Annotated in this window: 18 protein-coding genes; 6 read left to right on the plus strand and 12 right to left on the minus strand. The window is 64.4% G+C overall.

Going from position 1 to position 24142, the window contains the following annotated elements; all coding sequences use genetic code 11:
• Positions 1-4: 4 nt before the first annotated feature.
• The 4 genes from ACZ48C_RS19805 to ACZ48C_RS19820 all read right to left on the minus strand — a co-directional run bounded on the left by ACZ48C_RS19805 (position 5) and on the right by ACZ48C_RS19820 (position 3535).
• On the minus strand, positions 5-1177 hold the full coding sequence (locus ACZ48C_RS19805; protein WP_318912595.1) for a pyridoxal phosphate-dependent aminotransferase: 1173 nt from the start codon (positions 1175-1177) through the stop codon (positions 5-7).
• 30 nt (positions 1178-1207) lie between these two features.
• Positions 1208-1981 carry an amino acid ABC transporter ATP-binding protein gene (locus ACZ48C_RS19810; RefSeq protein WP_424548205.1) on the minus strand — a complete coding sequence of 258 codons (774 nt, stop codon included), beginning with the start codon at positions 1979-1981 and terminating at the stop codon, positions 1208-1210.
• A gap of 35 nt (positions 1982-2016) precedes the next feature.
• Positions 2017-2685 carry an amino acid ABC transporter permease gene (locus ACZ48C_RS19815; RefSeq protein ID WP_119255672.1) on the minus strand — a complete coding sequence of 223 codons (669 nt, stop codon included), beginning with the start codon at positions 2683-2685 and terminating at the stop codon, positions 2017-2019.
• Positions 2686-2755: 70 nt separating this feature from the next.
• The gene (locus ACZ48C_RS19820; protein ID WP_318912597.1) at positions 2756-3535 is read right to left on the minus strand and encodes an ABC transporter substrate-binding protein; all 780 of its coding nucleotides are present in this window, start codon (positions 3533-3535) and stop codon (positions 2756-2758) included.
• Positions 3536-3777: 242 nt separating this feature from the next.
• Between ACZ48C_RS19820 and ACZ48C_RS19825 the strand changes: the two genes are divergently transcribed.
• From ACZ48C_RS19825 to ACZ48C_RS19840, 4 genes are all read left to right on the plus strand, one after another.
• Positions 3778-4485 (plus strand): FadR/GntR family transcriptional regulator, encoded by a 708-nt coding sequence (locus tag ACZ48C_RS19825; protein ID WP_454631419.1) that lies wholly within the window; start codon positions 3778-3780, stop codon positions 4483-4485.
• A gap of 64 nt (positions 4486-4549) precedes the next feature.
• Positions 4550-5035: a 2,4'-dihydroxyacetophenone dioxygenase family protein gene (locus tag ACZ48C_RS19830; protein ID WP_464783962.1), complete on the plus strand. Its 486-nt coding sequence runs from the start codon at positions 4550-4552 to the stop codon at positions 5033-5035.
• Positions 5013-5768 carry an SDR family NAD(P)-dependent oxidoreductase gene (locus tag ACZ48C_RS19835; RefSeq protein WP_119255668.1) on the plus strand — a complete coding sequence of 252 codons (756 nt, stop codon included), beginning with the start codon at positions 5013-5015 and terminating at the stop codon, positions 5766-5768. The genes ACZ48C_RS19830 and ACZ48C_RS19835 overlap by 23 nt, the downstream gene beginning before the upstream one ends.
• 36 nt (positions 5769-5804) lie before the next feature.
• A complete protein-coding gene (locus ACZ48C_RS19840) occupies positions 5805-6680 on the plus strand; it encodes a helix-turn-helix transcriptional regulator (RefSeq protein WP_464783783.1) in 876 nt (291 codons plus the stop codon).
• An 83-nt stretch (positions 6681-6763) separates the two neighbouring features.
• Here ACZ48C_RS19840 and ACZ48C_RS19845 read toward each other — a convergent pair whose 3' ends face one another.
• Positions 6764-7861, minus strand: a complete 1098-nt coding sequence (locus ACZ48C_RS19845; RefSeq protein WP_464783784.1) for a branched-chain amino acid aminotransferase — start codon at positions 7859-7861, stop codon at positions 6764-6766.
• A 149-nt stretch (positions 7862-8010) separates the two neighbouring features.
• Positions 8011-8922: an agmatinase gene (locus ACZ48C_RS19850; protein WP_464783785.1), complete on the minus strand. Its 912-nt coding sequence runs from the start codon at positions 8920-8922 to the stop codon at positions 8011-8013.
• 303 nt (positions 8923-9225) lie between these two features.
• Between ACZ48C_RS19850 and ACZ48C_RS19855 the strand changes: the two genes are divergently transcribed.
• The gene (locus ACZ48C_RS19855; RefSeq protein WP_464783786.1) at positions 9226-11328 is read left to right on the plus strand and encodes a methyl-accepting chemotaxis protein; all 2103 of its coding nucleotides are present in this window, start codon (positions 9226-9228) and stop codon (positions 11326-11328) included.
• Between the two features lie 67 nt (positions 11329-11395).
• Here ACZ48C_RS19855 and ade read toward each other — a convergent pair whose 3' ends face one another.
• From ade to ACZ48C_RS19870, 3 genes are all read right to left on the minus strand, one after another.
• Positions 11396-13183 (minus strand): adenine deaminase, encoded by a 1788-nt coding sequence (gene ade, locus ACZ48C_RS19860; RefSeq protein ID WP_464783787.1) that lies wholly within the window; start codon positions 13181-13183, stop codon positions 11396-11398.
• A gap of 66 nt (positions 13184-13249) precedes the next feature.
• Positions 13250-14647: an NCS2 family permease gene (locus ACZ48C_RS19865; RefSeq protein ID WP_318912605.1), complete on the minus strand. Its 1398-nt coding sequence runs from the start codon at positions 14645-14647 to the stop codon at positions 13250-13252.
• Positions 14648-14695: 48 nt separating this feature from the next.
• A complete protein-coding gene (locus ACZ48C_RS19870) occupies positions 14696-16498 on the minus strand; it encodes an adenine deaminase (protein WP_464783788.1) in 1803 nt (600 codons plus the stop codon).
• A gap of 117 nt (positions 16499-16615) precedes the next feature.
• On the opposite strand from ACZ48C_RS19870, the gene ACZ48C_RS19875 reads away from it, so the two are divergent.
• Positions 16616-17572, plus strand: a complete 957-nt coding sequence (locus ACZ48C_RS19875; RefSeq protein WP_464783789.1) for a LysR family transcriptional regulator — start codon at positions 16616-16618, stop codon at positions 17570-17572.
• A 462-nt stretch (positions 17573-18034) separates the two neighbouring features.
• Here the strand turns inward: ACZ48C_RS19875 and ACZ48C_RS19880 are convergent, their stop codons facing one another.
• The 3 genes from ACZ48C_RS19880 to ACZ48C_RS19890 form a co-directional block, all read right to left on the minus strand.
• A complete protein-coding gene (locus ACZ48C_RS19880) occupies positions 18035-18751 on the minus strand; it encodes a response regulator transcription factor (RefSeq protein WP_454631435.1) in 717 nt (238 codons plus the stop codon).
• A 253-nt stretch (positions 18752-19004) separates the two neighbouring features.
• Positions 19005-23315 carry a tetratricopeptide repeat protein gene (locus tag ACZ48C_RS19885; protein WP_464783790.1) on the minus strand — a complete coding sequence of 1437 codons (4311 nt, stop codon included), beginning with the start codon at positions 23313-23315 and terminating at the stop codon, positions 19005-19007.
• Positions 23315-24142 carry a polysaccharide deacetylase family protein gene (locus tag ACZ48C_RS19890; protein WP_464783791.1) on the minus strand — a complete coding sequence of 276 codons (828 nt, stop codon included), beginning with the start codon at positions 24140-24142 and terminating at the stop codon, positions 23315-23317. Before ACZ48C_RS19890 ends, ACZ48C_RS19885 begins: the two co-directional genes overlap by 1 nt.

Raw genomic sequence — 24142 nt, forward strand, 5'->3', positions numbered from 1 at the left:
TGTCCTACTTGCGCAGGAAGTCCTTGAGGCGCTCGAGGCCGTCGACGAGCTTTTCTTCCGAGACGGCATGGCACCAGCGCAGCCAGCCCTCGCCCTCTGCGCCGAAGGCGGCGCCCGGCGCAAGGCCGAGGCCCACTTCCCGCACCAGCCGCTGCGCCAGTTCCAGCGAATTCTCGTAGCCTTCGATGCGAAGGAAGGCGTACATGGCTCCGCCGGCTTCCGGCACGCTTACGCGGTTCATGCCGCGCAAACCCTCGACGAGGAGCGCGCGGGTCCTGGCGAGATGGGCGCGCAGGCGCTGGACCTCCGCCTCCCCTTCACGGATCGCGATGGTCGCAGCCCGCTGGGTCGGCTCGAAGATGCAGGAGAAATTGTACTCGACCAGTTTGGTCGCATCTGCGATCAGCGCGTGCGGAACGACCATCCAGCCGACGCGCCAGCCGGTCATCGACCAGGCCTTGGAGAAGCTGTTGACCGCGAGAATCCGGTCGCCTTCCTGATAGTGCCGCAGGAAGGACGGGGCGAAGGACTGCGCGGCATCGTAGACCAGACGCTGGTAGACCTCGTCGGCAAGGATCCAGATGCCGTGCTTGCGGCAATGGGCGAGGATGGCGCGGATGCTCTCGTCATCGATCGTCCAACCCGTCGGGTTGTTGGGCGAATTGATGATGACCATGCGCGTGTCGGGCGTCAGCGCGGCGAGCAGCTTGTCCACGTCGAGCGACCAGCGGCCGTCATCGACCGAGAGCGCGACGCGCTCGACATTCGCGCCGAGGATGAGCGGCGCCTCGCTGATATTCGGCCAGAGCGGCGTCACCGCCACCACGCGGTCGCCCGGCGACAGGACGAGCTGCAGGGCGATCTGCAGGCCGCTCATGCCCGAGCCGACGGCGATCACCCGGTCGGCGGAAATGCTGCAGCCGAGAAGCGCACTCTGGTAGGCCGCGATGGCCTCGCGCAGATAGGGTCGGCCGAGATTCTGGGAATAGAACGTCTCACCCTTCAGAAGAGAGTCCGCCGCCGCATCGCGGATGAACTGCGGCGTGGGCGTGTCGGATTCGCCGAACCAGAATGGCAGGACATTGGATGCCCCCATCGCGGCATTCGCGACCTCGCGGATGAGCGAACTGGAGAGCGCGCGGACAGCAGGCCGCGCTTCGACAGCGGTGTCAATCATCGTGCGTGACTTTCGTTTGTACGTTTTGAATCAGCCGGCAGCGCCATGCATGATGGAGCTGAGGAAGGCCTTGGCGCGCTCGGTCTGCGGCGTGTCGAACAGTGCGTCGGGCGCGTTCTGCTCGATGATCTGGCCGCTTTCCATGAAGACGACGCGGTGCGCGACGCGGCGGGCAAAGCCCATTTCGTGCGTCACGACGAGCATGGTGACGCCCGTTGCCGCAAGGCTCTGCATGACGTCGAGCACCTCGCCGACCATTTCTGGATCGAGCGCCGAGGTCGGCTCGTCGAAAAGCAGGACCGCCGGTTCCATGGCGAGCGCGCGGGCAATCGCCACGCGCTGCTGCTGGCCGCCCGAAAGCTGGTCGGGGAATTTTTCCATATGCGCGCCGAGACCGACGCGCTCCAGAAGCTGGCGGGCGCGCTTTTCGGCTTCCGCCTTGGCGATGCCGCGCACGCGGATCGGCGCGATGGCGACGTTGCGTAGCGCCGTCATGTGCGGGAAGAGGTTGAACTGCTGGAAGACCATGCCGACTTCGGCGCGCACCAGCGCAAGGTTCTTGCCCTGCTCCACCTTCACGCCATCGACGACGATCTCGCCGGAGGAGATGGTCTCGAGACGGTTGATGCAGCGGATCAGCGTCGACTTGCCCGAGCCCGACGGCCCGATGATGGCGACCACCTCGCCGCGCTTGACTTCGAGGTTGACGCCTTGCAGCGCGTGGAAGGTGCCGTAGTGCTTTTCGACATTGCGCATCGCAATGATCGGGTCGGCGCTCGAAGGCGCAGGCGTATTCTGGCTCATGTCGGTTGCTCCGAAAAGGGCTGCGGGCGCACCCATCAGCGCGAGGGCTTCTTGCGGGCTTCCAGGAAGCTGACCAGGCGCACCAGCGGCAGGAGAAGGATCAGGTACAGCAGCGCGGCGCCGACGAGGGGCGACGGATTGGCGTAGAAGGCCTGCGTCTGCGTTGCCTGCTTGAGAAGGTCGGGCATGGCGACGACCGAGCCGAGCGCGGTATCCTTGATCAGGCCGATGGACACGCCCGTGGTCGGCGGTACGACGAGGCGCATCGCCTGCGGCAGGATGATGTCGGACATCATGCGCGGCCAGCCGAAACCGAGCGACTGCGCGGCCTCGAACTGCCCCTTCGGCACGGCCTCGATGCCGGCGCGGAAGGTTTCGGCCATATAGGCCGAGGCAACCGCCGAAAGCGCCGCCGCCGCCGCCCAGAAGGAGGACAGGCGGATGCCGACGAACGGCAGGGCATAATAGACGAGGATCAACAGCACCAGCAGCGGAACCGCGCGGAACAGGTCGATGTAACAGATGGACAGCCAGCGCAGCGGGGTCGGCGCGTAAAGACGAACCAGAACCAGCAGAAGGCCGAGCGCCAGAGAAATCACAAGGCTCACCGCGCCGAGCTGAACCGTCAGCCAGAAGCCCTTGAGCAACAGCGGCGCCGCCTGGATCAGCACGTCGATGTTGAAGAATGTCGTGAACAGATCCATGCGATCCCTCGATGGAGTGTTCGGCCCGGACGCATCCAAGCCGAACGTTGATTGGGAGTGGACGGGAGGCTTAGCGCCCCGGAATCGGCTGAACCGTAATGGTGCTCGAATCGGCGGCGGCATCGATGCCGAACCACTTCTTGTGCAGTTCCGCCAGCTTGCCGTCCTTCTTCAGGTCGGTGATGATGCCGTCGACCTGCTCCAGAAGCGGGCTGTCCTTCGGCAGCATCAGGCCGAACTGTTCCTGCGTCGGGATGGTCGCGACGATGGCGAACTGCGGCTTGTCCTTGATGTAGTAGGCATCGATCGGGCAATCGTGCACGAGGCCGTCGATACGGCCCGTCGCGATGTCCAGCATCGGGTCCTGATTGCCGTCGTAGCGGTTGACCGAGCCGATCTTCAGCTTGCCTTCGTTCTCATTGGCCCACATCTCGCCGGTCGTGCCGGTGATGACGGCGAGCGCCTTGCCTTCGAGGCCCTCGACGCCCTTGATGCCGCTGGCCGAAGCGACCGTCAGGCACTGGTTGGCATCGTAGAAGGGCTGCGTGAACGAAACGGCTTCGAGACGCTTCGGCGTGATGGTGATGGAGCCGATGGCGATATCCGAGCGGCTCGACTGAACGGCCGCGAACAGGCTCTGGAACGGCATTTCCTGGAATTCGACCGTCTTGCCGAGCTTTTCGCCGACGAGGTTCAGGAGGTCGACTTCGAAGCCCATCAGGGTGCCGGCGCCGTCCTGGAATTCGAAGGGCGGGTTGGCGATGTTGGTCGCGACATTGATGTTGTCGGCATGGGCGACAGTTGCACCGACGACGAAGAAGGCCGATGCGAGCAGAGACTTGAGTTTCATGGGGTCCTCCCGAGATTGACGTCCGCTGTCTACCAGATGCCGGCATGCCCAAATATCCTCTCGCGGGGGGACAAGCCGGGCGAAAGCCCGTGAGCCGGCGGCAGCGTTGCGGCGCATGATTGCCATGGACCGGCCCCTTACGCCTGAAACGCGGAAAGAGGAAGACAGCCGTTCAATCAGACTTGTCGATTTTATCATCTGATGATAACTGGAAGCCATCATATTATTCACAGGAACGGCGAATGGCCCGGGAAAAGCGCGCGGACGAAGTGTTGGACTGGCTGGGAACGGCGATCGCCCGCGGCGACTATCCCGTCGGCCAGACGATCCCGACCGAGCCGGAACTGATGGAGCTTTGCGATGTCGGCCGCTCGACCGTGCGCGAGGCGATCCGCGTGCTCGGCAGCCTCGGGGTCGTGGAGACGGCCTTGCGCCGCGGGACCGTGGTGACGGAGCGCGCGCGCTGGAACGTCCTCAACCGCGATGTGCTGCGCTGGGTGATGGCGAGCCGCGGCCATGCGGCCGATCTCATGTCGGCGATCAACGAGGCCCGCCTCGTCTTCGAGCCCGCCGCCGCGGCCCTCGTTGCCGAGCGGGCGGACCGGATGCAGATCATCGCCATCGAGACCGCCTTCGCGCGCATGGAGGCGGCGGCGGCGACCGGCGACACCACGGCGGCCATCACGGCTGACCGGGCCTTCCACCTCGCCATCCTGAGCGCGACCGGCAATCCCATTCTCGAAGCCTTCGATTCCGCCATCGATGGGATTCTCGGCATCCTGTTCTCGGTAGCGGCCAACCACATGGAAAACTACCGGGCCAACCTTTCCAACCACCTCGCCATCATCGAGGCGATCCGCCAGCGCGATCCCGAGGCGGCCCGTGCGGCCATGACCGCTACCATCACCTTCACCACCCGCCGCATGAAGGAGGCAGGCCTCGTCGGCTGATCCCAAGTCCCGAGCCCATGCGGCCTCACCGAACCAACCAAGGAGTAAGCGCGTGTATACAAACATGAAGGGGTCGACCCACGTCCTCGCCCCGAGCGAAATCGCCCTCAAGGCCATACCCGACGACGATCGCGTCTGGGTTCCCCAGGCGCCGAACGTCTTCTTCCGCCCGATGTTCCTCAACACGCTGACCGGCCAGTGGTGCAACCTGCTCAAGGTCACGCGCTCGGGCATCCTGTCGCGCCACCTGCACCCTGCCCCGGTCTTCGGCATGGTGCTGAAGGGCAAGTGGCACTATTTCGAGCACGACTGGGTCGCCGAGGAAGGGTCCTTCGTCTACGAGCCGCCGGGCGAGATCCACACGCTCAACGTTCCGAAAGACTGCGACGAGATGATCACCTTCTTCAACATCTCGGGCTGCATGGTCTACCTCAACGAGGAGAACAAGCAGATCGGCTACGAGGACGTCTTCACCAAGATCGACATGTGTCGCGCGCATTATGAGAAAGTCGGGCTCGGAGCGGATTATGTCGACCAGTTCATCCGCTGATTGGGCCGCGGGCTGGCTCGAGGGCCGCACGGTCCTGGTGACCGGCGGCACGGGCGGCATTGGCGGGGCGCTCGCGGAAGCCTTCCGCGATGCCGGCGCCCATGTCGTCGCCACCGGTGCGACGGAGCGTGAAATCGCGGAAGCCGACGCGCGGGAAAGCGCGTCCGGCATCGTCCACCGTCTCCTCGACGTGCGCAGCACCGAGGCGGTGCGCGGCTTCGTCTCCGCCTTCGAGGCCCTCGACGTCGTGGTCAATTGCGCCGGCATCATCCGCCGGGGCGAGGAGCTGGACGCGGAGGTCTTCGAGAAGGTCGTCGACATCAACCTCAACGGCTCGATGCGCGTGTGCGAGGCGGCTGCGCCGCTTCTCGAAAGGTCCGGCGGGTCGATCATCAACATCGCCTCGATGCTCAGCTTCTTCGGCGGCGGGCTGGTTCCGGGCTATTCCTCCTCCAAGGGCGGCATTGCGCAGTTGACGAAGTCCCTCGCAATCGCCTATGCCCCCAAGGGCATCCGGGTGAACGCCATCGCGCCGGGCTGGATCGCAACCCCGTTGACCGTCGCCCTGCAGAACGACCCGTCACGCGCCGGGCCGATCCTTTCCCGCACACCGATGGCCCGCTGGGGGCGTCCCGAGGATCTGCGCGGCATCGCGCTCTTCCTTGCCGGCCCCCATGCCGGGTTCATTACCGGAAGCGTTATTCCCGTGGACGGCGGTTACTCGATCAGCTGATCCGAGCGAACCGACGTTCGAGATAAGGAGACGTGCATGTCCTTGTCCGATAACGCCCCTGCGACACGCTTGGCGATCCCCGAGCGTGTCCGCCCTCCGACGACGCGCCGGTCGGACGACGCGCTGGCGCGCCTCATCCAGGCTTCAGAGCGGCCCGAATTCGACCGGCATCTGACGGAGACCCTGCAGGAGCTGATCTCCTTCGACCTCGCGATGATCTCGCTCTACCGGGACAATACGCTGGTGGAAGTCAGCAGTCGCTCGGCGCCCGAACGAATTCACGAAGACGTGCTCGGCTCGTACCTGAAGCACACCTTCACGCACAGTCCGTTCTTCCAGATGCATCGCCGCAAGATGAAGAGCGGTTTCTACCTGATGGAGAAGCTGGCGCGCACGCCGCAGCTTCGCAAACCCTCCTCGGCCGCGGAAATGCTGGAGATCGACGACGGCGAGGAGATCGGTTATCTCACGGCCGGCTGGCCCAAGCGCCTGAAGGAGATGGACCTCGCCCTTCGCCTCTCGGACCAGTACACGGTGCAGGTCGCCCTCTATCGCAGCGGCAACCGCGGCTTCAGCCAGGCCGACCTCGCTTCCGTCGAGCCCATCTACGCCTCCATGCTGGCCGTCTGCAAACAGCATTGGGACAAGCGCGTAAAGCACCTCGAAACCGACGACGATCCGATCCGCAGCGGGCTGCGGCGGCTCGGCTCGGCGGAGCTTTCCGCGCGGGAGCTGCAGATCATGCGCTCCCTGATCGCCGGCCTTTCGGAAAAGGAAATCGCCGAGGAACTGGACGTCAGCGCCGAGACCGTCAAGACGCACCGCAAGCGCGCCTACCAGAAGCTGGACGTCTCCTCGCGCATCGAGCTCATGGCACGGCTGCTCGGCCTCGACAGGTCGCAGCGCATCTGAGCCGGAATCGAACGGCCCGCCCCCTTCGAAGCTCGATGAGGGCGGGCCGGTTCAGACTCTAGGCAGCCACTCGCGCGGGCGGCTTACGCGCCTTCGATGGCGTGGACCCAATGGTGCCTGTCTTCACGGGTGCCGCGCTGGATGCCGACCAGCGCCTCGCGCAGCTTGCCGGTGACCGGGCCGGTCTCGCCGTTGCCGATCCGGAATTCGCCGCCGGAATGCTTGACCGTGCCGATGCCGGCGACGACCGCGGCCGTGCCGCAGGCGAAGGCTTCCGTCACCTTGCCGCTCTCGACGTCCGCCTTCCACTGGTCGAAGGAATAGCGCTCCTCGTTGACGGTGAAGCCTTCCTCGCGCGCGAGCGCGACGAGGGACTTGCGCGTGATGCCGGGAAGGATGGTGCCGCCGAGCGGCGGCGTCGTGATCGAACCGTCCTGCATGACGAAGAAGACGTTCATGCCGCCCAGTTCCTCGATCCAGCGATGCTCGGCGGCATCGAGGAAGACGACCTGGTCGCAGCCCTGCGCCGCCGCTTCCGACTGCGCGACGAGGCTTGCGGCATAGTTGCCGCCGCATTTGGCGGCGCCCGTGCCGCCGGCGGCCGCGCGGGTATAGGTCTCGGAAACCCAGATCTTCACCGGCTTGGCGCCGCCCTTGAAATAGGGGCCGACCGGCGAGGCGATGACGCAGAAGATATATTCCTTCGACGGGCGAACGCCGAGGAAGGTCTCGCTGGCGAACATGAAGGGACGCAGGTAAAGGCTCCCCTCGCCTTCAGGAATCCACTTTGCATCGATCCGCACCAGCGCCTCGACGGCGGCGAGGAAGTCCGCCTCCGGCAGTTCCGGCATCGCCATGCGGCGGGCAGAGTCGTTGAAGCGGCGCGCGTTCTCCTCCGGGCGGAACAGGACCGCGCGGCCATCCGCCGTGCGATATGCCTTCATGCCTTCGAAGATTTCCTGCGCATAGTGCAGGACGCTGCTGGCCGGATCGATCGGGAACGGCGCGCGCGCCGTGATTTCGGCGCCATGCCAGCCCTTGTCCGCGCTCCACCGCACGACGGCCATATGGTCGGAAAACAGCGTTCCGAAGCCCAGGTTTTCGAAGGCCTTGAGACGGCTTGCCTCGTCCATGGGATGGGCGTTCGGCTTGACGTCGAAGGAAAGACGGTTGGCTTGCATGGAGATGATCTTTCAGCAGTTCTCGGAAGATGGCGAAAATGCTCTCTTACGCCCTGTTTCTCAACGTTGCCATGCGAAAAATGTCGTGGCGGCAATTCTGTTGCGGCGGGTCCGCCGCATCGAAAGGATTTTCCGCCCTTCCGGCCCTCTCACGCCTGACGGACGATGGCGCCGATGACATTGACGAGGAGACGCGCGGCAGTCAGTGCCGACAGGCCCTCGATATCGGCCGGGGGATAGAGCTCGACAAGATCGAACCCGGCGATCCTTCCCCGCTTGCCGAGGCCGGCGATCAGGTCGACCACCTGCATATAGGTGAGGCCGCCGGGTGTGCGCGCCGCGACGCCCGGCATGACGGCGGGATCGAGACCGTCGCAATCGAGGGTGATCACGATCCGGGCGCCTTCGGGCACATGCCTGAGGGCGGCCTCGACGCCCTCGGCATGCACCTCGCGGGCAGTCACGATGCGGCTGCCGTACTGGCGGGCCGCCTCGATCTCGACGGGGCGCGCGCTGCCGACGCCGCGCATGCCGACCTGTACCATGCCGGCGACATGTGCCATTTCGCTCGCCCGCCGCATCGGGTTCGAATAGCCGTGGCGTTCGCCATGCAACTCGTCGCGCCAGTCCATATGCGCGTCGATCTGCACGATCCAGATCGGCCCCTGATCGGCAAATCCAGCAAGGAAGGGAATAGGCACGGAATCGTCGCCGCCAAGCAGGATCGGCACGGCCCCCACTGCAAGAATCTCGCGGGTCTTCGCCTCGATCTTCGCACGGTTCCCCGCATTGTCGTGCATGACGGTCGGTACGTCGCCACTATCGACGCAGCAGATCGGCCGGCCGTCGAACAGCGGGCCGCCGAGATCGAAATCCCAATGCTCCACAAGGCCGGCATCCGTCTGGCTCGCCCCACGGATGGCGTCGGCGGCCGTGGCATAGCCGGTGCTGTCCTTGCCGGGATAGGTGCTGCCATGGCTGGCCCCGAAGATCACTGCGCGGGGATTGCGGCCATCGGCAAGGCTGGCGGGCAAACCGAGGAAGAGGGGCGAGGCGGTCATGATGGCGATCCTGCAAATGCATTTGACGTGAAAATCGTTCGCCGAGGAAGGTGGAAGCCGGCGCGAATGTCAACCGGTGTGAGGCGCCCGCCGGACAAAGCGCGCCATCCGCCCCGAGGCATTAGGCGAAAACTATCACCTCGCCTTTTAGGTGAGTTTTAACGATATCCCTTCACTGTCCCGCTCTGGGAGCATTCGCTTCGACACCGCCATGAAGGCATGATTTTTCAGCATTTTTCGACATGCCAGACCTCGCGAGCCTTGAATGGCGCGCGGGCCGATGGTGGAGTACGGGGGAATTCCTTGAGCAAGCGTCTCAACCTTATGACCAAGATACTGCTGGCGGCATCGCTTGCCGTCATCGCCGCCTTCTGCGGTTTCTCGGTCTACATCGACAATCTCCAGCGCAATGCCATTTCCCGCGGGGTGGAATCGCAGATCCAGTCCTCCGGCCAGCTGGCCGCGACGGGCATCGCCAACTGGCTGAACGCCCGCGTCATGCTGACCGAGACCGCGGCGGAAGCTTCCGCGAGGACCGCCAGCAAGGAAGAGCTCCTCCAGCGTTTCGACAGCCCGCTGATGACGCACGAATTCGACATGATCTATTTCGGCGACCAGGCCGACGGCAGCTTCACCCGCATGCCGCCCGCCGAGATGCCGAAGGGCTACGATCCGCGCCAGCGCGGCTGGTACAAGGATGCCGTCGCACTCGACGCGCCGCTCCTGACCGATCCCTATAACGACGCCGCCAGCAACCAGCTGGTGATCAGCGCCGCCATCCCCGTCAAGCGTGACGGCAAGCTGCTCGGCGTCGCCGGCACGGACTTCTCGCTGAAGGGCCTGATCGGCGTGGTCGACGAAGTCACGCTCGGCGGCATGGGCTCGGCCTTCCTCGTCAACAGCGCCGGCACGGTCCTGGTGCATCCCGACGTGGCACTGGTCTCCAAGTCCCTCACCGACGTGTTTCCGGACCAGACGCCCGCCATCGATGGCAAGGGCCTGATGGAATCCCGGCTCGGCGACAAGTCCGTCCTCGTCAGCTTCATGCCGATCAAGGGCCTGCCGGTCGGCAACTGGTATCTCTGCCTGATCGTCGACCGCGACATCGCCTATGCCAGCATCGGTGAATTCCGCATCGCCGCCTCCATTGGCACGGCGGTCGGCGTCATCGCCATGGTCGGCGTTCTCGCGCTGCTTCTGTCCGCACTGGTGGTCAAGCCGGTGCTGCGCATGACGGGCATGATGAGCAAGCTCGCCCGCGGCGACGTTTCCGAACAGATCCCGGATGCCGACCGCACGGATGAGATCGGCCAGATGGCCGCCGCCGTCGCCGTGTTCCGCGAGAACATCATCGAGCGCGGCCGCCTCGCCCGCGAGGCGGAGGAGAACCAGTCGCTCACCGAGAAGGAGCGCCAGCAGCGCGAAGCAATCAAGGCCGAGGAAGCGAAAAACGTCAATTTCGCGATCGGAACCGTCGCAGATGCGCTCGGCCGTCTTGCCGAGGGCGACCTCGCCTCGCGGATCGACACGCCCTTCGCAGGCGATCTCGACCGGCTGCGCAACGACTTCAACCATTCCGTCGCAAGGCTGCACAAGGCCATGTCGACGGTCGGCGAGAAGGCCATGGCCATCGACGGCGGCGCCAGCGAGATCCGCGCTTCCGCCGACCAGCTCGCCCGCCGCACCGAGCAGCAGGCGGCCTCCGTCGAGGAAACCGCAGCGGCGCTGGAAGAGATCACCACGACCGTCAAGGATTCCACCCGCCGGGCGGAAGAAGTGGGCTCTCTCGTCGCCCGCGCCCGCACGGGTGCGGAAAAGTCCGGCGAGATCGTGCGCCGCGCCGTCACGGCCATGGAGGGCATCGAGCAGTCCTCCGGCGAAATCTCCAGCATCATCGGCGTCATCGACGATATCGCCTTCCAGACCAACCTTCTCGCGCTGAATGCCGGCGTCGAGGCGGCGCGGGCGGGCGAAGCCGGCAAGGGCTTTGCGGTCGTGGCACAGGAAGTGCGCGAACTCGCCCAGCGTTCGGCCAATGCCGCCAAGGAGATCAAGGCGCTCATCACCACCTCCGGCGATCAGGTGCGCTCCGGCGTGACCCTCGTCGGCGAGACGGGCGCGGCGCTGGAAGCCATCGTCCGCGAAGTGCAGGAGATCAACAGCCACGTGGATGCCATCGTTCTCGCCGCCCGCGAGCAGTCGACGGGCCTCAACGAGATCAACACCGCCGTCAACACGATGGACCAGGGCACGCAGCAGAACGCCGCCATGGTGGAGGAACAGACCGCCGCCAGCCACGGCCTTGCGACCGAGGCCGCCGAGCTCAACGCACTGCTCGCCCAGTTCAGGCTCGGCAATACGGTAGCGCCGAAGGCCGCGCGAGCCGGTATGGCATACGCCGCCTGACCGGTTCCTGAAACGAAAAAGCCCGCCGCGACCATGTCGTGGCGGGCTTTTTCATGAATGGCGTATTCTAGCGAATGATGACGTCCGTCTTTTCGAAGCGGGTGACGTCGATCAGGCCGACATCGGAAATGCGCAGTTCCGGGATCACCACCAGCGCCAGCAGCGAGTGTTGCATATAGGCGTTGTTGAGCGTGCAGCCGCAGGCGCGCATGCCTTCCACCAGACGATTGGCCTTTTCCGCAACGACTTCCGCCCGCTCGTCCGACATCAGGCCGGCGACGGGAAGTTCGACCAGCGCAAGTTCCTTGCCGCCGGCAATCAGCACGATGCCGCCGCCCACTTCCTGAAGGCGATTGGCGGCCTGCGCCATGTCGGCCTTGTTGGTGCCGACGACGATCATGTGATGGCTGTCATGGGCGACCGTCGAGGCCATGGCGCAGTCGGTATCGTAGCCGAAGCCGGAGACGAAGGCGTTCACCACGCCGCCCGTGCCGCGATGGCGTTCCACCAGCGCGATCTGGCAGACATCGCCCGGCCGGTCCATCGCGACCACGCCGTCCCTGACCGGCAGGCTGCGCTGCAAGGCCTTTGTCGGCGCCTGGTTCTCGACGACGCCGATCACCCGCACGTCCACCTGCGCGGCGCCGGCGGCGGCGATGTCGAAGTCCGCGGCGGTCAGCATCTTGCCGAGCTTGACCGTATTCTTCGCGCTGGCCGGGTAGTCGTAGGCCGGAATGTCGGCAACGAGCGCCCCATCTTCCGCCAGCAGCCGCCCGCGGGCGAAGACCATCTCGACCGGCAGGGCGGCAAGGTCGGAGGTCACAATCAGATCGGCGCGGCGACCGGGGGCAATCGAGCCCAGTTCGCGTTCGACGCCGAAATGCTGCGCCGTGTTGAGCGTCGCCATCTGGATCGCGGTGATCGGCCGCAAACCTTGTGCAATGGCGTGACGTACCACCCGGTTCATGTGGCCGTCATTGACCAGCGTGCCGGAATGGCTGTCGTCCGTGCAGAGCACGAAGTTCCGCGGATCGACGCCGCGTTCGGTGATGGCCTTGACCTGCGCCGCCACGTCGAACCAGGCGGACCCGAGGCGCAACATGGCGCGCATGCCCTGGCGGACGCGCGCGATGGCGTCGTCTACGGTGGTTCCCTCGTGGTCGTCGGCCGGGCCGCCCGCCGCATAGGCATGGAAGGCCCGGCCGAGGTCCGGGGAGGCATAGTGACCGCCGACCGTCAGGCGGGCGTTCTGCGTCGCGGCGATTTCCGCGACCATCTTGGGGTCGTTCGCTGCAACGCCCGGGAAATTCATCATCTCGCCGAGGCCGATGATGTTCGGCCATGCGAGGGCCTCGCGCACGTCCTCGGCGTTCAGCGTCGCGCCGGCATTTTCCAGGCCGGGCGCGCTCGGAACGCAGCTCGGCACCTGTACGAAGATGTTGAGGGGCAGGCTCTGCGCCTCGTCGTTCATCAGCTTCACGCCCGCCATGCCGAGCACGTTGGCGATCTCGTGCGGATCGATGAACATGGTGGTCGTGCCGTGCGGGGCGACCGCGCGGGCGAATTCCGTCACCGTCACGAGGCCGCTTTCCACATGCATATGCGCATCGCAAAGGCCGGGAACGAGATAACGTCCGCCGGCATCCACGACCTGGGTCCCCTCGCCGATCGTATGGCCTGCATCGGGGCCGACATAGGCGAAGCGCCCGGCGGCAACCGCGATGTCGGTGTTCGGGACGATTTCGCCCGAATAGACGTTCACCCATCGGCCGTTGCGGATGACGAGGTCCGCGGGCTTGCGTCCCATTGCGACATCCACCAGAAGCGGCGCGGTTTCAGACCATGATTGCAGCATTTCCGCCTGTTCCTTCCTAACCCGGTTTATGCATGCGGCGGCACGTCATCGCGCCGCCGCAAATAATCATTGAACCTGCATCACCAGCATGGCGGCGAGCACCGCGACGAACCACATGACCGGCCGCACCTCCCTCGCCTTGCCGAGCACCAGCTTCATGACGACGAAGCCGATGATGGCGAGCGACAGGCCGAGCGTGATGGAGAAGGTCAGCGGGATGAGCACGATGGCGAGGAAGGCCGGAATGGCATCCTCCATGTCGCCCCAGTTGATCCGCCCCATCGGCTCCGACATGAAGAGGCCGGTCAGGATGAGGACCGGCGCCGTGGCGATTGCCGGTACAAGCGACAGCAGCGGCGACAGGAACAGGAACGGCAGGAAGCAGAGCCCCGCGATGAAGGCGACGAGGCCGGTGCGCCCGCCCTGCGCGATGCCCGCGCCCGATTCCAGGTAGACGGTCGCCGGGCTCGTGCCGAGCGGCGCGGAGATGAGGGCCGCGACGGCATCGACATGCATCGATTCCTTCACGTTGCGCGGCATGCCGTTCTCGTCCTTCAGGTTGGCCGCTTCCGCAAGGCCGAGGAAGGTCGAGAGCGCTTCCACGAAGTTGGTGAAGAGGAAGACGAAGACGAAGGGCACATAGGCGATCTGCAGCGCGCCGATCAGGTCGATCCGGCCGACGAAGCTGAAGTCCGGGGCCGCGAGAAGCCCGCTCCAGTTGACGAGCGTGTGCACGTCGGGCGTGCCGGCAAAGGCGCTACCGTCGCCCCACCAGCGGCCGATCGGGATCGCCAGCACGGTGGTGACGATCATGCCCGCCATCATGGCCCCCGGCACCCGGCGGATCACCAGCGCGGCGGTAATGATGAAGCCGGCGATGAAGGTGAGCGTGACGGGCGTGAACTGGGTGAGCGCGACGATGGTGTCGGGGCTCGCCACGATGAACTTGGCGTTCTCGAAGCCGATCAGCGCGATGAAGAGGCCGATGCCGCAGGCAATGCCGTAACGCAGGTCCTTCGGGATCGCGTCGATGACAGCCGTGCGAAGGTTCAGCATGGCGAGGATGGTGAAGAGCACGCCCGCCCAGAAGACGCAGCCGAGCGCGATCTCCAGCGGCACGTTGGCGCCCATCACCATCGTATAGGCAAAGAGCGCGTTGATGCCCATGCCGGGCGCGACCAGAATGGGGCTGCGCGCGTAAAGACCCATCGCGCAGCTGCCGACGAGGCTGACGAGCACCGTCGCCGTCACGCCCGCCGAAAAGGGAATGCCGGCATTCTGCAGGATCGCCGGATTGACCACGATGACATAGGACGCCGCCAGGAACGTGGTCAGGGCGGCGATGATTTCCGTGCGGATCGTCGATCCGCCGCGGGTAACCTCAAACAGGCGGTCGATGGTGCCGGCGAGCCGGGACTGTGACCGGCTCGCGGGATCTTCCGCGACTTTCGATTGATAGTTCATGTCGTTCCTCCCCTATTGAACACCATCGATGCCGCCTTGACGGTTCTCCTACTCCGCCGCAAGCGTTTTCGCAGCAGCGGACCCGTCCGGATCGAGCGGCGAAATGATCTGCAGATTGACGCAATCGACGACGCCGAGATCGGTAATGGCATAGTCGGGGATCGCGGTGATCTGCAGCACGAACATGTACATGAACGGCCAGGGCAGATCGCAGCCGAGGCCGCGCGCCGCATCGTCGAGCCGTATTTCCAGCGCCGCCATTTCCGCGGGATCGATATCGGAGACGATGCCGCCGATGGGCAGGTGCAGGAACTCCACCACCTTACCTTTATCGACCACCACCTGGCCGCCATTGTTGGCGATGAGGTGGTTGATGGCGATCGCCATGTCTTCCGGATCGGCGCCGATGCAGATGATGTTGTTGTCGTCGGGCGCCGTGGAGCTGGCGATGGCGCCGGATTTCAGGTTGAAGCCCGAGACGAAGGCGACGGGGCGGTTCTGCGTCTTGCCGTAGCGCTCGACGACCGTCACGTACTGCACGTTCTGGCTGACATCGGCAAGGACCTTGCCGTCGACGACCGGCAGGGTGACGTCGCGCCGCGTGCGCACGAAGATCTTCTCCGGCGTCAGCGCGATTGCAAGCACCTTGGCGGAAGACGACGTGCCGTCGAAGGGCACGGCGATGTCGGCGGCGGTGACGGGCTTCGCCTTGACCGATTGCAGCAGGCCGGCGCTGCGCTTCGGCGGAACGAGTTCGATCGCCATCCGCCCGTCGCGGGCGGCGAGCTTGCCGTTCGCCACCACGGCCTCGATCTGGAAGTCGCGCAGGTCGTTGACGATCAGGATGTCGGCCGTGCGGCCCGGCGAGATCGAGCCGACCTTGTGGTCGATGCGCAGCGCTTCGGCGCCGTTGATCGTCGCCATCTGGATGGCGGCCATCGGCGAGATGCCCATGGCGATGGCCATGCGGACCATGTTGTCGAGATGGCCGCGCGACAGGATATCGCTCGCCACCACGTCGTCGGTGCAGAAGCTGATGCGGCGCAGCGCCTTTACGCCCATCTCGGTGACGATGCGCAGATTGTCGGAGAGAAAGTGGGAGATGGAGGATTCACGCACGACGACGTGCATGCCGGCGCGCAGCTTTTCCAGCATCTCTTCGGGCGTGTAGCTTTCGTGGTCGGCCCGGACGCCCGACTGCATGTAGCCGTTGAGGCGTGCGCCGCGGGTCATCGGGCAGCAGCCCAGCACCGGCAGGCGGCTTGCCGCGCCGATCTCAATGGCCTGCAGGACGTCCTCGTCCTCTTCCTGGATGAATTCGCGCACCGTTTCCCAGATGCCGACGCATTCCGGCCAGTGATGGGTGTCGCGGTGGTCCTTCGGGCTGAAGTAATGGCCGACGGTGGAGCGCGGCATGGTGTAGGGCGTCTTGCAGGGCGCGCCCCAGAACACCTTGAGCGGCGTCTCCTTGACCTCGTCGAGGAATTCGCGCGCCGCATCCGGCCCGCCGACGACGATGATCTGGTCGAGGCCCGTCACGATCGAGGTCGTGCCGAGCGGCACGACGGCCTTGGCGAAGCTGGTGAGCGAGAGCTTAGAGCATTCGACATGGAGGTGGCCGTCGATCATGCCCGGGGCGAGATACTTGCCGGTCGCGTCGATGATCTCGGTCTGCGGCCCGATATATTCTCTGATGTCGCCGACGGCGATGATGCGGTCGCGGTAGATCGCGATATCCGCCTGGTAGATTTCCTCGGACACGACGTTGACCAGCCGGCCGCCCCGCACGGCAACGGTTGCCTTGGATTCCCCGCCGGATGCGGCGCGAATGAATTCTCGAATGTCGGACATGCAGACCTCCCTGTTTCGGCCCGACTATTTCAGCCTCGCACCGTTTGAACAACTGGCCGAATTCAGGCTATTATCGAACGTATCGTCCAATTTCTTGAACGAAAGGCAGGCAGGAGAATGGACCTCTCGGTGATGGAATGCTTCGTGAAGGTGGCGGATGCCCGCTCGATTTCGGCCGCCTCGCGGTTGCACCGCCTGCCGAAATCGACCCTCAGCCACCGCATACGCCAGCTCGAGGACGAATTCGGCGTCGAACTCTTCGTGCGCGAGGGTCATCAACTGCATCTGACGGATGCGGGCTCGGAGCTCCTGCGCCATGCGCGAAAAATCCAGGCGAGCTGCGACGATGCCGCGACCGCGATGGCCGAGATGCATCAGGAGGTCGCCGGGACCCTGCGCGTTGGCTCGACCGGCGAATTCGGCACCACCATCACGTCGGAACTGCTCTATGCCTTCCAGAAGACCTATCCGCAGGTCATTCTCGACGTGATCTTCCTGTCGGCCCGCCAGCCCTTCACCGACGTGTCCGACATGGCGCTCGACGGCATCTTCCATTGGGGCGAGCCGTCCGATGTCGATTATGTCAGCCGCCGGCTGGCGACCGCCTCCTACGGGCTCTATGCCAGCCCGGACTATCTGGCGCAGCACGGCCATCCGGCCACGACGGACGATCTCGCCGGACACCGGAGTCTTCTCTTCCGCAACACAACGCGGCTGCAGCCCTGGTATCTCTCCCGCCAGGGCGTCGAGGAGACCGAGATTCTCGTGCCTTCCAGCTTGATTGCCAACGACTACTGGACCCTGAAATATTTCGCCGTCGCCGGACAGGGCATCACTTACCTACCGGGCTTCTTCGTGGAAACCGAATGCCAGAGCGACCTGTTGTTGCCGGTCCTGCCCGAATGGCGCTCGCGGGAGACGGCGATCAACCTCATCTATTCCCGCCGCCGCCACGTCTCGCGCCGATTCAAGGCCTTCGTGACCTTCTGCATGGAGTTCTACCGCCGCCGCGAGCGCGACCAGATCCCGCGCTACTTCGTCGAGAAGATCATGCGCGGCCAGAATGAAAAATAAAAATTCCGCATAAAAACAGTATGTTGCAATGCCAACACTCAAGAAGGATGCAAACATCCCTTTGTACCTGTCAGCGATAGGTGAGCGCTCATACGCATATCCATCGTCGCAACGAAGTCGGCAGCATGCGGACCGTCTGGGTCTTCAATGACAACCGCTTGCGCACTCTTCATTCGACTGGCGTTACCGGAAGAGCGCATGGAGGTCCCTGCTCATCGAATATGGGACCCGGATGCGCTCCCCGGAAACGTCAGCTCCAAATGCACGTCCAATGCACGGCAGTTTTTGCACGAAGAAGACGGTTTACAGCGGACAAAGCGCCTCCTTCCACCGGAATCAGGTTCTCCTTGAAATAGTTATTTGAGATGACGAAACCCGGCTGCGTAAATTACTTTGCTTCCGGATCTTCATAGACTAATCACAACTTTTGATAACAGATAGTCGTAAAAAAGGATTAGCCCATTAATCTATATTGACCATTCCGAAAGAAGATAGTGCTGCTTCTGTCCTGTTTTTTACGCGAAGTTTCTTATATATGCTTCGAACATGCGCCTTGATGGTGTTTTCCGAGAGCTTCAGACTGTGAGCGATAAGCTTGTTTTGCGTGCCCTTGCACAGAAGATCGAGTATCTCGACCTCGCGCACCGTCAGATGCGCTTCATGCATCGCCGGAAGCGGGGAGGCTGAAGGAGAAACCGGCATGCCCGCCTTTTCCGGAGATTTCAGCCGACGCAGCAACGTGGAGGGAAAATGCTCTCCGCCCTTTATGAGCAGCTCCACCCCGGTCAGGAACACGTCCAGGCGCACATCGAGCGGTAAAATCCCATCGATATGCCTGTCCTCGGCCAAAAGGCCCACAATGGGATCCAGCGCGACGGAATCCCCAATCAGAATGCCGATGGAAATCGACGCGGTCTCCGCCTCCATATCCGTCAGAATCCGGGCAATATCGGTTGCATCCTTGCCATGAAACAGCATGAGGTCCATGCGCGCCCGATGCGTCCGCAGCAGACCTTCCGCCTCCCGATCGACCAAGATTTCATGATCGGAAAAGCGGCGTTTCAGCGCCTCCGACAAGCACTCGATCAGAAAATCCGGCTCCGCCACTATAACGATCAGACGCCGTTCGCTGCCCTCGCGCCGCTGTCGCGGCTGCCCCGGTCTCACAGCTTCACCCACAGCCCTTCCCCACCAACGCAATACAGATGAGAAGCAAATGGCAGGAATTTCTTTCTCGCCTGCCAGCTTTTTAATTCTTCGATGATACAGTATTAATCAATTTTTCGTCAAATAATCACTTCGGGCGATGCCCGCGGCAAAAATCTTATCGTTCGCTCGGCGTAAATATATCGGAAAACGGGTCTTTCGGCCGCAAATGCAATCAAAGCAATACTATTTCGGCAGGGAATTCCCCAAATAGTTGCGAAGCGAGCTAAAACATCTGCGCTACCGCCTCTACGACCGATGGGAAGAACGGCCCTCTGCGGCACTGCCTGGCAGGTAGGAAGGCCCGGCATTCGCGCATGAGCGCGGCCTGTGTCTGCCTATCGAGCCTGCCATCGAACTGTCGAACCCGAATCCCTTTTTCACGAAGCCGGGCTTTCACGATGTAGATGAACAGGTTGCCGTTCGTCTTGGGTAACGCGCTGACGATTTGCCGCTTTTCCGGCTGGGTCAGGGCGTTGAAGCGTGCATTGAGTTTTGCAAAAGCGGAATGCCTGGCTGTTGCCGCGTCGATGAGGAAGCCCTCGATGTCTTTCTCCGGTTCGGACAGCATATCCTGCGATGCCAGCAAAATCGCCTTCGCCTTGGCGATGTCCTTGCGGACCAGCAAGGTTCGACCGTCCCGTTTGCCATCCCGATAGGCGGCAATCAGGTCGAGCGTCGCGGCAGCATCGCGATCTGCCATGGCCTGGCGAAGGACGCTCATCGCGGACTTGCTGCTCTGTTGGCGACCCCGGCCGTAGAACAGGGCCTCGGCAAGAACCGAAGGCGCGCCGGCGACCCTCGCCTCCATCGCATCGCGCAACCGGGCAAAACCCGCCGATGTGGCCCGGGCAGAGGGGCGCGAAGCCTGGAAACGGCCAAGGGCCAGCATGGCACCGCGGTTCCCCGTCTCGACGGCGGCACGATAATGCGCTTCCGCCTCCTTGAAATTGCGACGGCCGAAGCGTCCGTCGGCATAGCCCTGCGCGAGACGCAGCCTGGCCGAAACGCTGCCATCGGCGGCAGCCGCACGGTAATATTTAAGCGCCAGCGCCGGATCGAGCGGCGCGGCCTCGATCCGGCCGAACATATCTCCAAGCGCCAGCAGGGCATCGGCGCTTCCGAGCGCCTTCAACGCGGCCTGTGCCTTGATTAGATTGCGCGGTGTTCCCTGCCCCGCCGCCATCATTTGCGCCAGACGGATCTGTGCCTCTTCGCTACCTCGCCCGGCGGCCTCACGGTAGTGCGTTAGGGCCAGAGCGGGATCGGCTTTCACCGCCATGCCGTCCGCATAGAGATTGCCGAGTTGCACATGGGCATCGACCGAGCCGAGCGCGCTTGCCCGATCCAGCGCCGAAAGCGCGAGGGTGGTCTGCAGGGGAATGCGACCGGAAAGGCCAACACCGGCGAGTTCCTCGAGAACAGCAGGATTGTCGGCCTTGGCAAGCGTCCGAAGGGCGGCAAAACCGGCCTGCGGATCGCGCTGCGTGCCCTCGCCCCGGATCGTCATTTCGGCGACACGAAGGCGCGCCTGAAGATTGCCGGCCTCTGCGGCGGCGCGATAGGAGGCGAAAGCTTCCTCCGGCTTCTGCGGCCTGTAGCTGTCTCCGAGCCGCAGCAGTGCCGTAATGCTTCCATCGGCCGCTGCCTGCTGATAGTGGCTGCGGGCGCTGGCGATATCGACCGGCACTCCCTCGCCCTTCGCGTAGATATCTCCAAGCGCAAGGGACGCGTCGGCGGCGCCCTGCCCTGCCAGGGCCGAAAGTTCGGCAAGCCCCGCTTTCACATCCTGCGCGACGCCTTGTCCGGCCACTTTCATTTCTGCCTGCCGCACCTTTGCGGCAGCATTGCCGAGCGTTGCGGCCCGCGCATAGGCGGTAAAGGCCTGGGTTTCATTGCCGGGGCCCAGAGCCCCCTGCGTATAAAGATCGCCAAGAGACATCGCGGCGCGGGCATCGCCTCCGGAACCTGCCAGCGCCATCAGCGCGGCCTTTGCCGCGTCCTCGTCGCGAACGATCCCCTGGCCTCGCGCCGTCATTTCCGCAAGACGGATTTTTGCAGTCGCATTGCCGTCCTGCGCCGCTTCCCGATAGTAGCCTGCCGCCTTGGGATAATCGACCGGCACAAGGCGGCCGTCGGAGTAGAAATCGCCCAGCCGCGAAAGCGCGGTCACACTGCCTCCCGTTGCGGCCTGCCGATAATAGCGTCGGGCGAGTTCGGGATCGATGCCAAGCCCTTCTCCCTTTGCGTAGACGTCCGCCAGCGTCAACGCGGCATCCGTTCTTCCCTGCGCCGCCAGCGCTTCCAGCTCGACACGCGCAGCGTTCGCGTCCTGGGATACGCCTTGCCCGAGCGCTTTCATTTCGGCCCGCCGCACCTTTGCCGCCCCCTCGCCGAGCACTGCCGCGCGGCCATAGGCGGCAAACGCCAATTCCGGATCGGGCGAGCCGAACGCACCTTCGATGTAGAGATCACCGAGCATCATGGCGGCATGGGCATCGCCTCCCGCTCCAGCCAGCTCGTCCAACGCGGCCTTCCCGGCATCCGCATCGCGCGCTGTCCCCTGCCCTCGTACCGTCATCTCGGCAAGTCGGATTTTGGCGGCAGGACTGCCCTTGTCCGCGGCCGCACGGTAATATTCCACCGCATGTGCATAATCGGTCGGCACGAGCCTGCCGTCAGAATAGAGGTCTCCGAGCCGTACGAGGGCCGTCATGCTTCCGGTCGCCGCCGCCTGCCAGTAATAGGTCCGCGCCCGTTCCGGGTCTGCACTTCCCGCATCGCCCTTCGCATAGAAATCTGCCAGCGCCAGCGCCGCATCGCCCGAGCCTGCAGCGGAAAGTGTCTCCAACTCGCTCCGCCCCGCATCGACGTCCCTTGATACGCCCTGCCCGAGCATTCGCAACTCGGCCCGCCGCACCTTGCCCGCAATGTCGCCGAGGGATGCCGCGCGATCGTAATAGGCAAAGGCCATCTCCGGATTGGCACCCCCGAGCGCGCCTTCCGCGTAAAGGCCGGCGAGAGCCGTCGCAGCCGATGCGTTTTTCTCGATGCCTGCCAGTACATTGAGAGTGGCCTTTGCGGCGCCTGCGTCACGCGCGGTTCCCTGTCCGCGCGCCGTCATCTCGGCAAGCCGAATCTTCGCGGAAGCGTTTCCCATCCGCGCGCCATCGCGGTAGTAGCCGATCGCTCGGCCATAGTCGGCCGGAACCAGGCGACCGTCGGAATAGAAGTCCCCAAGACGCGTGAGCGCCGTGGTGCTTCCTTCTTCGGCGGCCTGTCGGTAGCGGTCCAGCGCACGCGCCGGCTCGACAGGCGCTCCCTCACCGGCCGCATAAATGTCGCCCAACGCAAGCGAGGCACCGCTTTCGCCATCCGCAGCAAGAGCCTCCAACTCGGCGAAGGCGGCCGGGCCATCCCGGGCCATGCCCTGGCCGGCCGCTTTCATTTCTGCCAGCCGCACCTTCGCGGCCACATTGTCCTGATCCGCCGCCCGACGATAGAAGCCTGCCGCCAGAATGGGCTCGGAAGCATGTGCTTCCCCCAGCCGCACGAGCGCCGTCGTGCTGCCCTGCCTTGCGGCGTCCTGATAATATCTCAGGGAGAGCGCCGGGTCGGACGCGACAACCCGCCCGTCCCGATAATAATCGCCAAGCAGGAGGGAGGCGGTTGCCTCTCCTTCGGCCGACAACTCTCTCAACGCCTTCAGCGCGCTTTCGGCGTCACGAACCATTCCGCGCCCACGCACCTGCATTTCCGCAAGCTGCACGCGGGCAACGGCGCTGCCCTGCTTGACGGCGCGACGGTAGTGGCCGATTGCCTTCGCATAATCCGCCGCCACCGCCAGACCGGACGAATAGAAATCGCCCAGTTGCAGCTCCGCATCGCGCGATCCGGAACGGGCGGCTTTTTCCAGGGCCGCGAGGGCGATGTCCGCCTGTACCGGCACCCGGCCGCTGAGGCAGAGTTCAGCGAGGGCATCGAGTGTGCGCAGGTCGCTGGTCGCCACCAAAGCGCGCAAGGCGGACAGCCCGGCAGCGAGATTGCGTTCGGTTCCCTCGCCGCGGATCGTCATTTCGGCGGCGCGCAACTGGCCTTCGGGATCGCCGTTGCGCGCCGCGGCCTGATAAGCGGCAAAGGCCTTCGCTTCGTCCCGCTCCACTATTTGCCCACGCCTGTAGAGATTGCCGAGCCCGACAAGGGCGCCATGCTCTCCATAGGCGGCGGCCCGTTCATAGAGCCGGCGCACAAGATCGCCATCCGGTTTTTCGTCTGTCGCGACCGGCTCGGGGCGAGGCTCGGAAACGGCGAGGATCGCATCCGGGCCTGCGCTGTCCAGCATGCGGTCGTAGTCGCCCAAAAGCTTCTCGACGCCGGCCGTATCGACCTGACGTGCGGCATAGAGATCCGCAAGCTGCAGCAGCGTGCGTCCGAGTGCCGGCTGAAAAGCCGGTTCAGCCGTTTCCGCCGCGAAGGCAAATCTCGCCACGGCCCAGAAAAGGGCGGCGGCAAACCCCAAGCGCAGCCCCTTTCCCATCACGGCCTCCCCGAACGCTCATGCAGCCCATCCGGCAGGAGCGTGCGGCCCCAGGCCCGTATGCGCCGCGCCGCCCGCCAGCCGGTCGCGACAAGCCTGTCGGAAGGCGGCGAGACGGGGAGCTCGCCACCCTCGATCAGGTCGATAAGCCTTTCCGGTGTCAGATCGCTCGTCACGATGATGCGGGAGAGCGCAAAGAGATTTTCCGTACCGCTGCTCAGCGCATGACGTACGCGGCAAGCGGCAAGATAGCCGATTTCCTCCGCAAGCCGCCGCGTCACCGGCGCGGCGTAGCCGTGCGGATAGGCGAAGCTCTTCACTGCCCGGCCGAGCCCGTCCTCGAGGGCATGCTTGCTGTCCGCCATCTCGCGGCGCGCGCGGGCACGGCTTAACGTATCCAGTTCCGGATGGCTGACCGTATGCGCACCGATTTCGACGCCCGCCTCGTGAAGGTCACGGAGCGCCCTCCAGTCCAGCATGGGCCGGGCGCCCTCGCCCAGCGGCGCAAGCCAGCGAGCGGTCGCCCCAACGAGACCGGAGACGACGAAGAGGGTCGCGGGAAAGCCGCGCGCCGTGAGAACAGGCATGGCGCCTTCGGCAAAATCCGCAAGGCCGTCATCGAAGGTGATGACACAACTCCGCTGCGGCAGGGAAAGACCGCCACGCCGTCTCATCGCGAGTTCCTGCACCGTCATCGGACGATAACCCCTCGCAGAGAGAGCCCGAAGCTGGCCGTCGAATTCGCGCGGGGTCACCAGCCAGCGGCGATAGGCCGGTGCGCAGTCCGTCGCGACGCTATGATAGACCAATATGGGAACCGGTCGCAT

Source organism: Shinella sp. 1A1 (assembly GCF_055379515.1).

Bases quoted from the DNA above. Each gene is read 5' to 3' on its own strand.
- ACZ48C_RS19805 (WP_318912595.1), bottom strand. From the start codon at position 1,177: ATGATTGACACCGCTGTCGAAGCGCGGCCTGCTGTCCGCGCGCTCTCC.
- ACZ48C_RS19810 (WP_424548205.1), bottom strand. From the start codon at position 1,981: ATGAGCCAGAATACGCCTGCGCCTTCGAGCGCCGACCCGATCATTGCG.
- ACZ48C_RS19815 (WP_119255672.1), bottom strand. From the start codon at position 2,685: ATGGATCTGTTCACGACATTCTTCAACATCGACGTGCTGATCCAGGCG.
- ACZ48C_RS19820 (WP_318912597.1), bottom strand. From the start codon at position 3,535: ATGAAACTCAAGTCTCTGCTCGCATCGGCCTTCTTCGTCGTCGGTGCA.
- ACZ48C_RS19825 (WP_454631419.1), top strand. From the start codon at position 3,778: ATGGCCCGGGAAAAGCGCGCGGACGAAGTGTTGGACTGGCTGGGAACG.
- ACZ48C_RS19830 (WP_464783962.1), top strand. From the start codon at position 4,550: ATGAAGGGGTCGACCCACGTCCTCGCCCCGAGCGAAATCGCCCTCAAG.
- ACZ48C_RS19835 (WP_119255668.1), top strand. From the start codon at position 5,013: ATGTCGACCAGTTCATCCGCTGATTGGGCCGCGGGCTGGCTCGAGGGC.
- ACZ48C_RS19840 (WP_464783783.1), top strand. From the start codon at position 5,805: ATGTCCTTGTCCGATAACGCCCCTGCGACACGCTTGGCGATCCCCGAG.
- ACZ48C_RS19845 (WP_464783784.1), bottom strand. From the start codon at position 7,861: ATGCAAGCCAACCGTCTTTCCTTCGACGTCAAGCCGAACGCCCATCCC.
- ACZ48C_RS19850 (WP_464783785.1), bottom strand. From the start codon at position 8,922: ATGACCGCCTCGCCCCTCTTCCTCGGTTTGCCCGCCAGCCTTGCCGAT.
- ade (WP_464783787.1), bottom strand. From the start codon at position 13,183: ATGCTGCAATCATGGTCTGAAACCGCGCCGCTTCTGGTGGATGTCGCA.
- ACZ48C_RS19865 (WP_318912605.1), bottom strand. From the start codon at position 14,647: ATGAACTATCAATCGAAAGTCGCGGAAGATCCCGCGAGCCGGTCACAG.
- ACZ48C_RS19870 (WP_464783788.1), bottom strand. From the start codon at position 16,498: ATGTCCGACATTCGAGAATTCATTCGCGCCGCATCCGGCGGGGAATCC.
- ACZ48C_RS19875 (WP_464783789.1), top strand. From the start codon at position 16,616: ATGGACCTCTCGGTGATGGAATGCTTCGTGAAGGTGGCGGATGCCCGC.
- ACZ48C_RS19885 (WP_464783790.1), bottom strand. From the start codon at position 23,315: ATGGGAAAGGGGCTGCGCTTGGGGTTTGCCGCCGCCCTTTTCTGGGCC.
- ACZ48C_RS19890 (WP_464783791.1), bottom strand. From the start codon at position 24,142: ATGCGACCGGTTCCCATATTGGTCTATCATAGCGTCGCGACGGACTGC.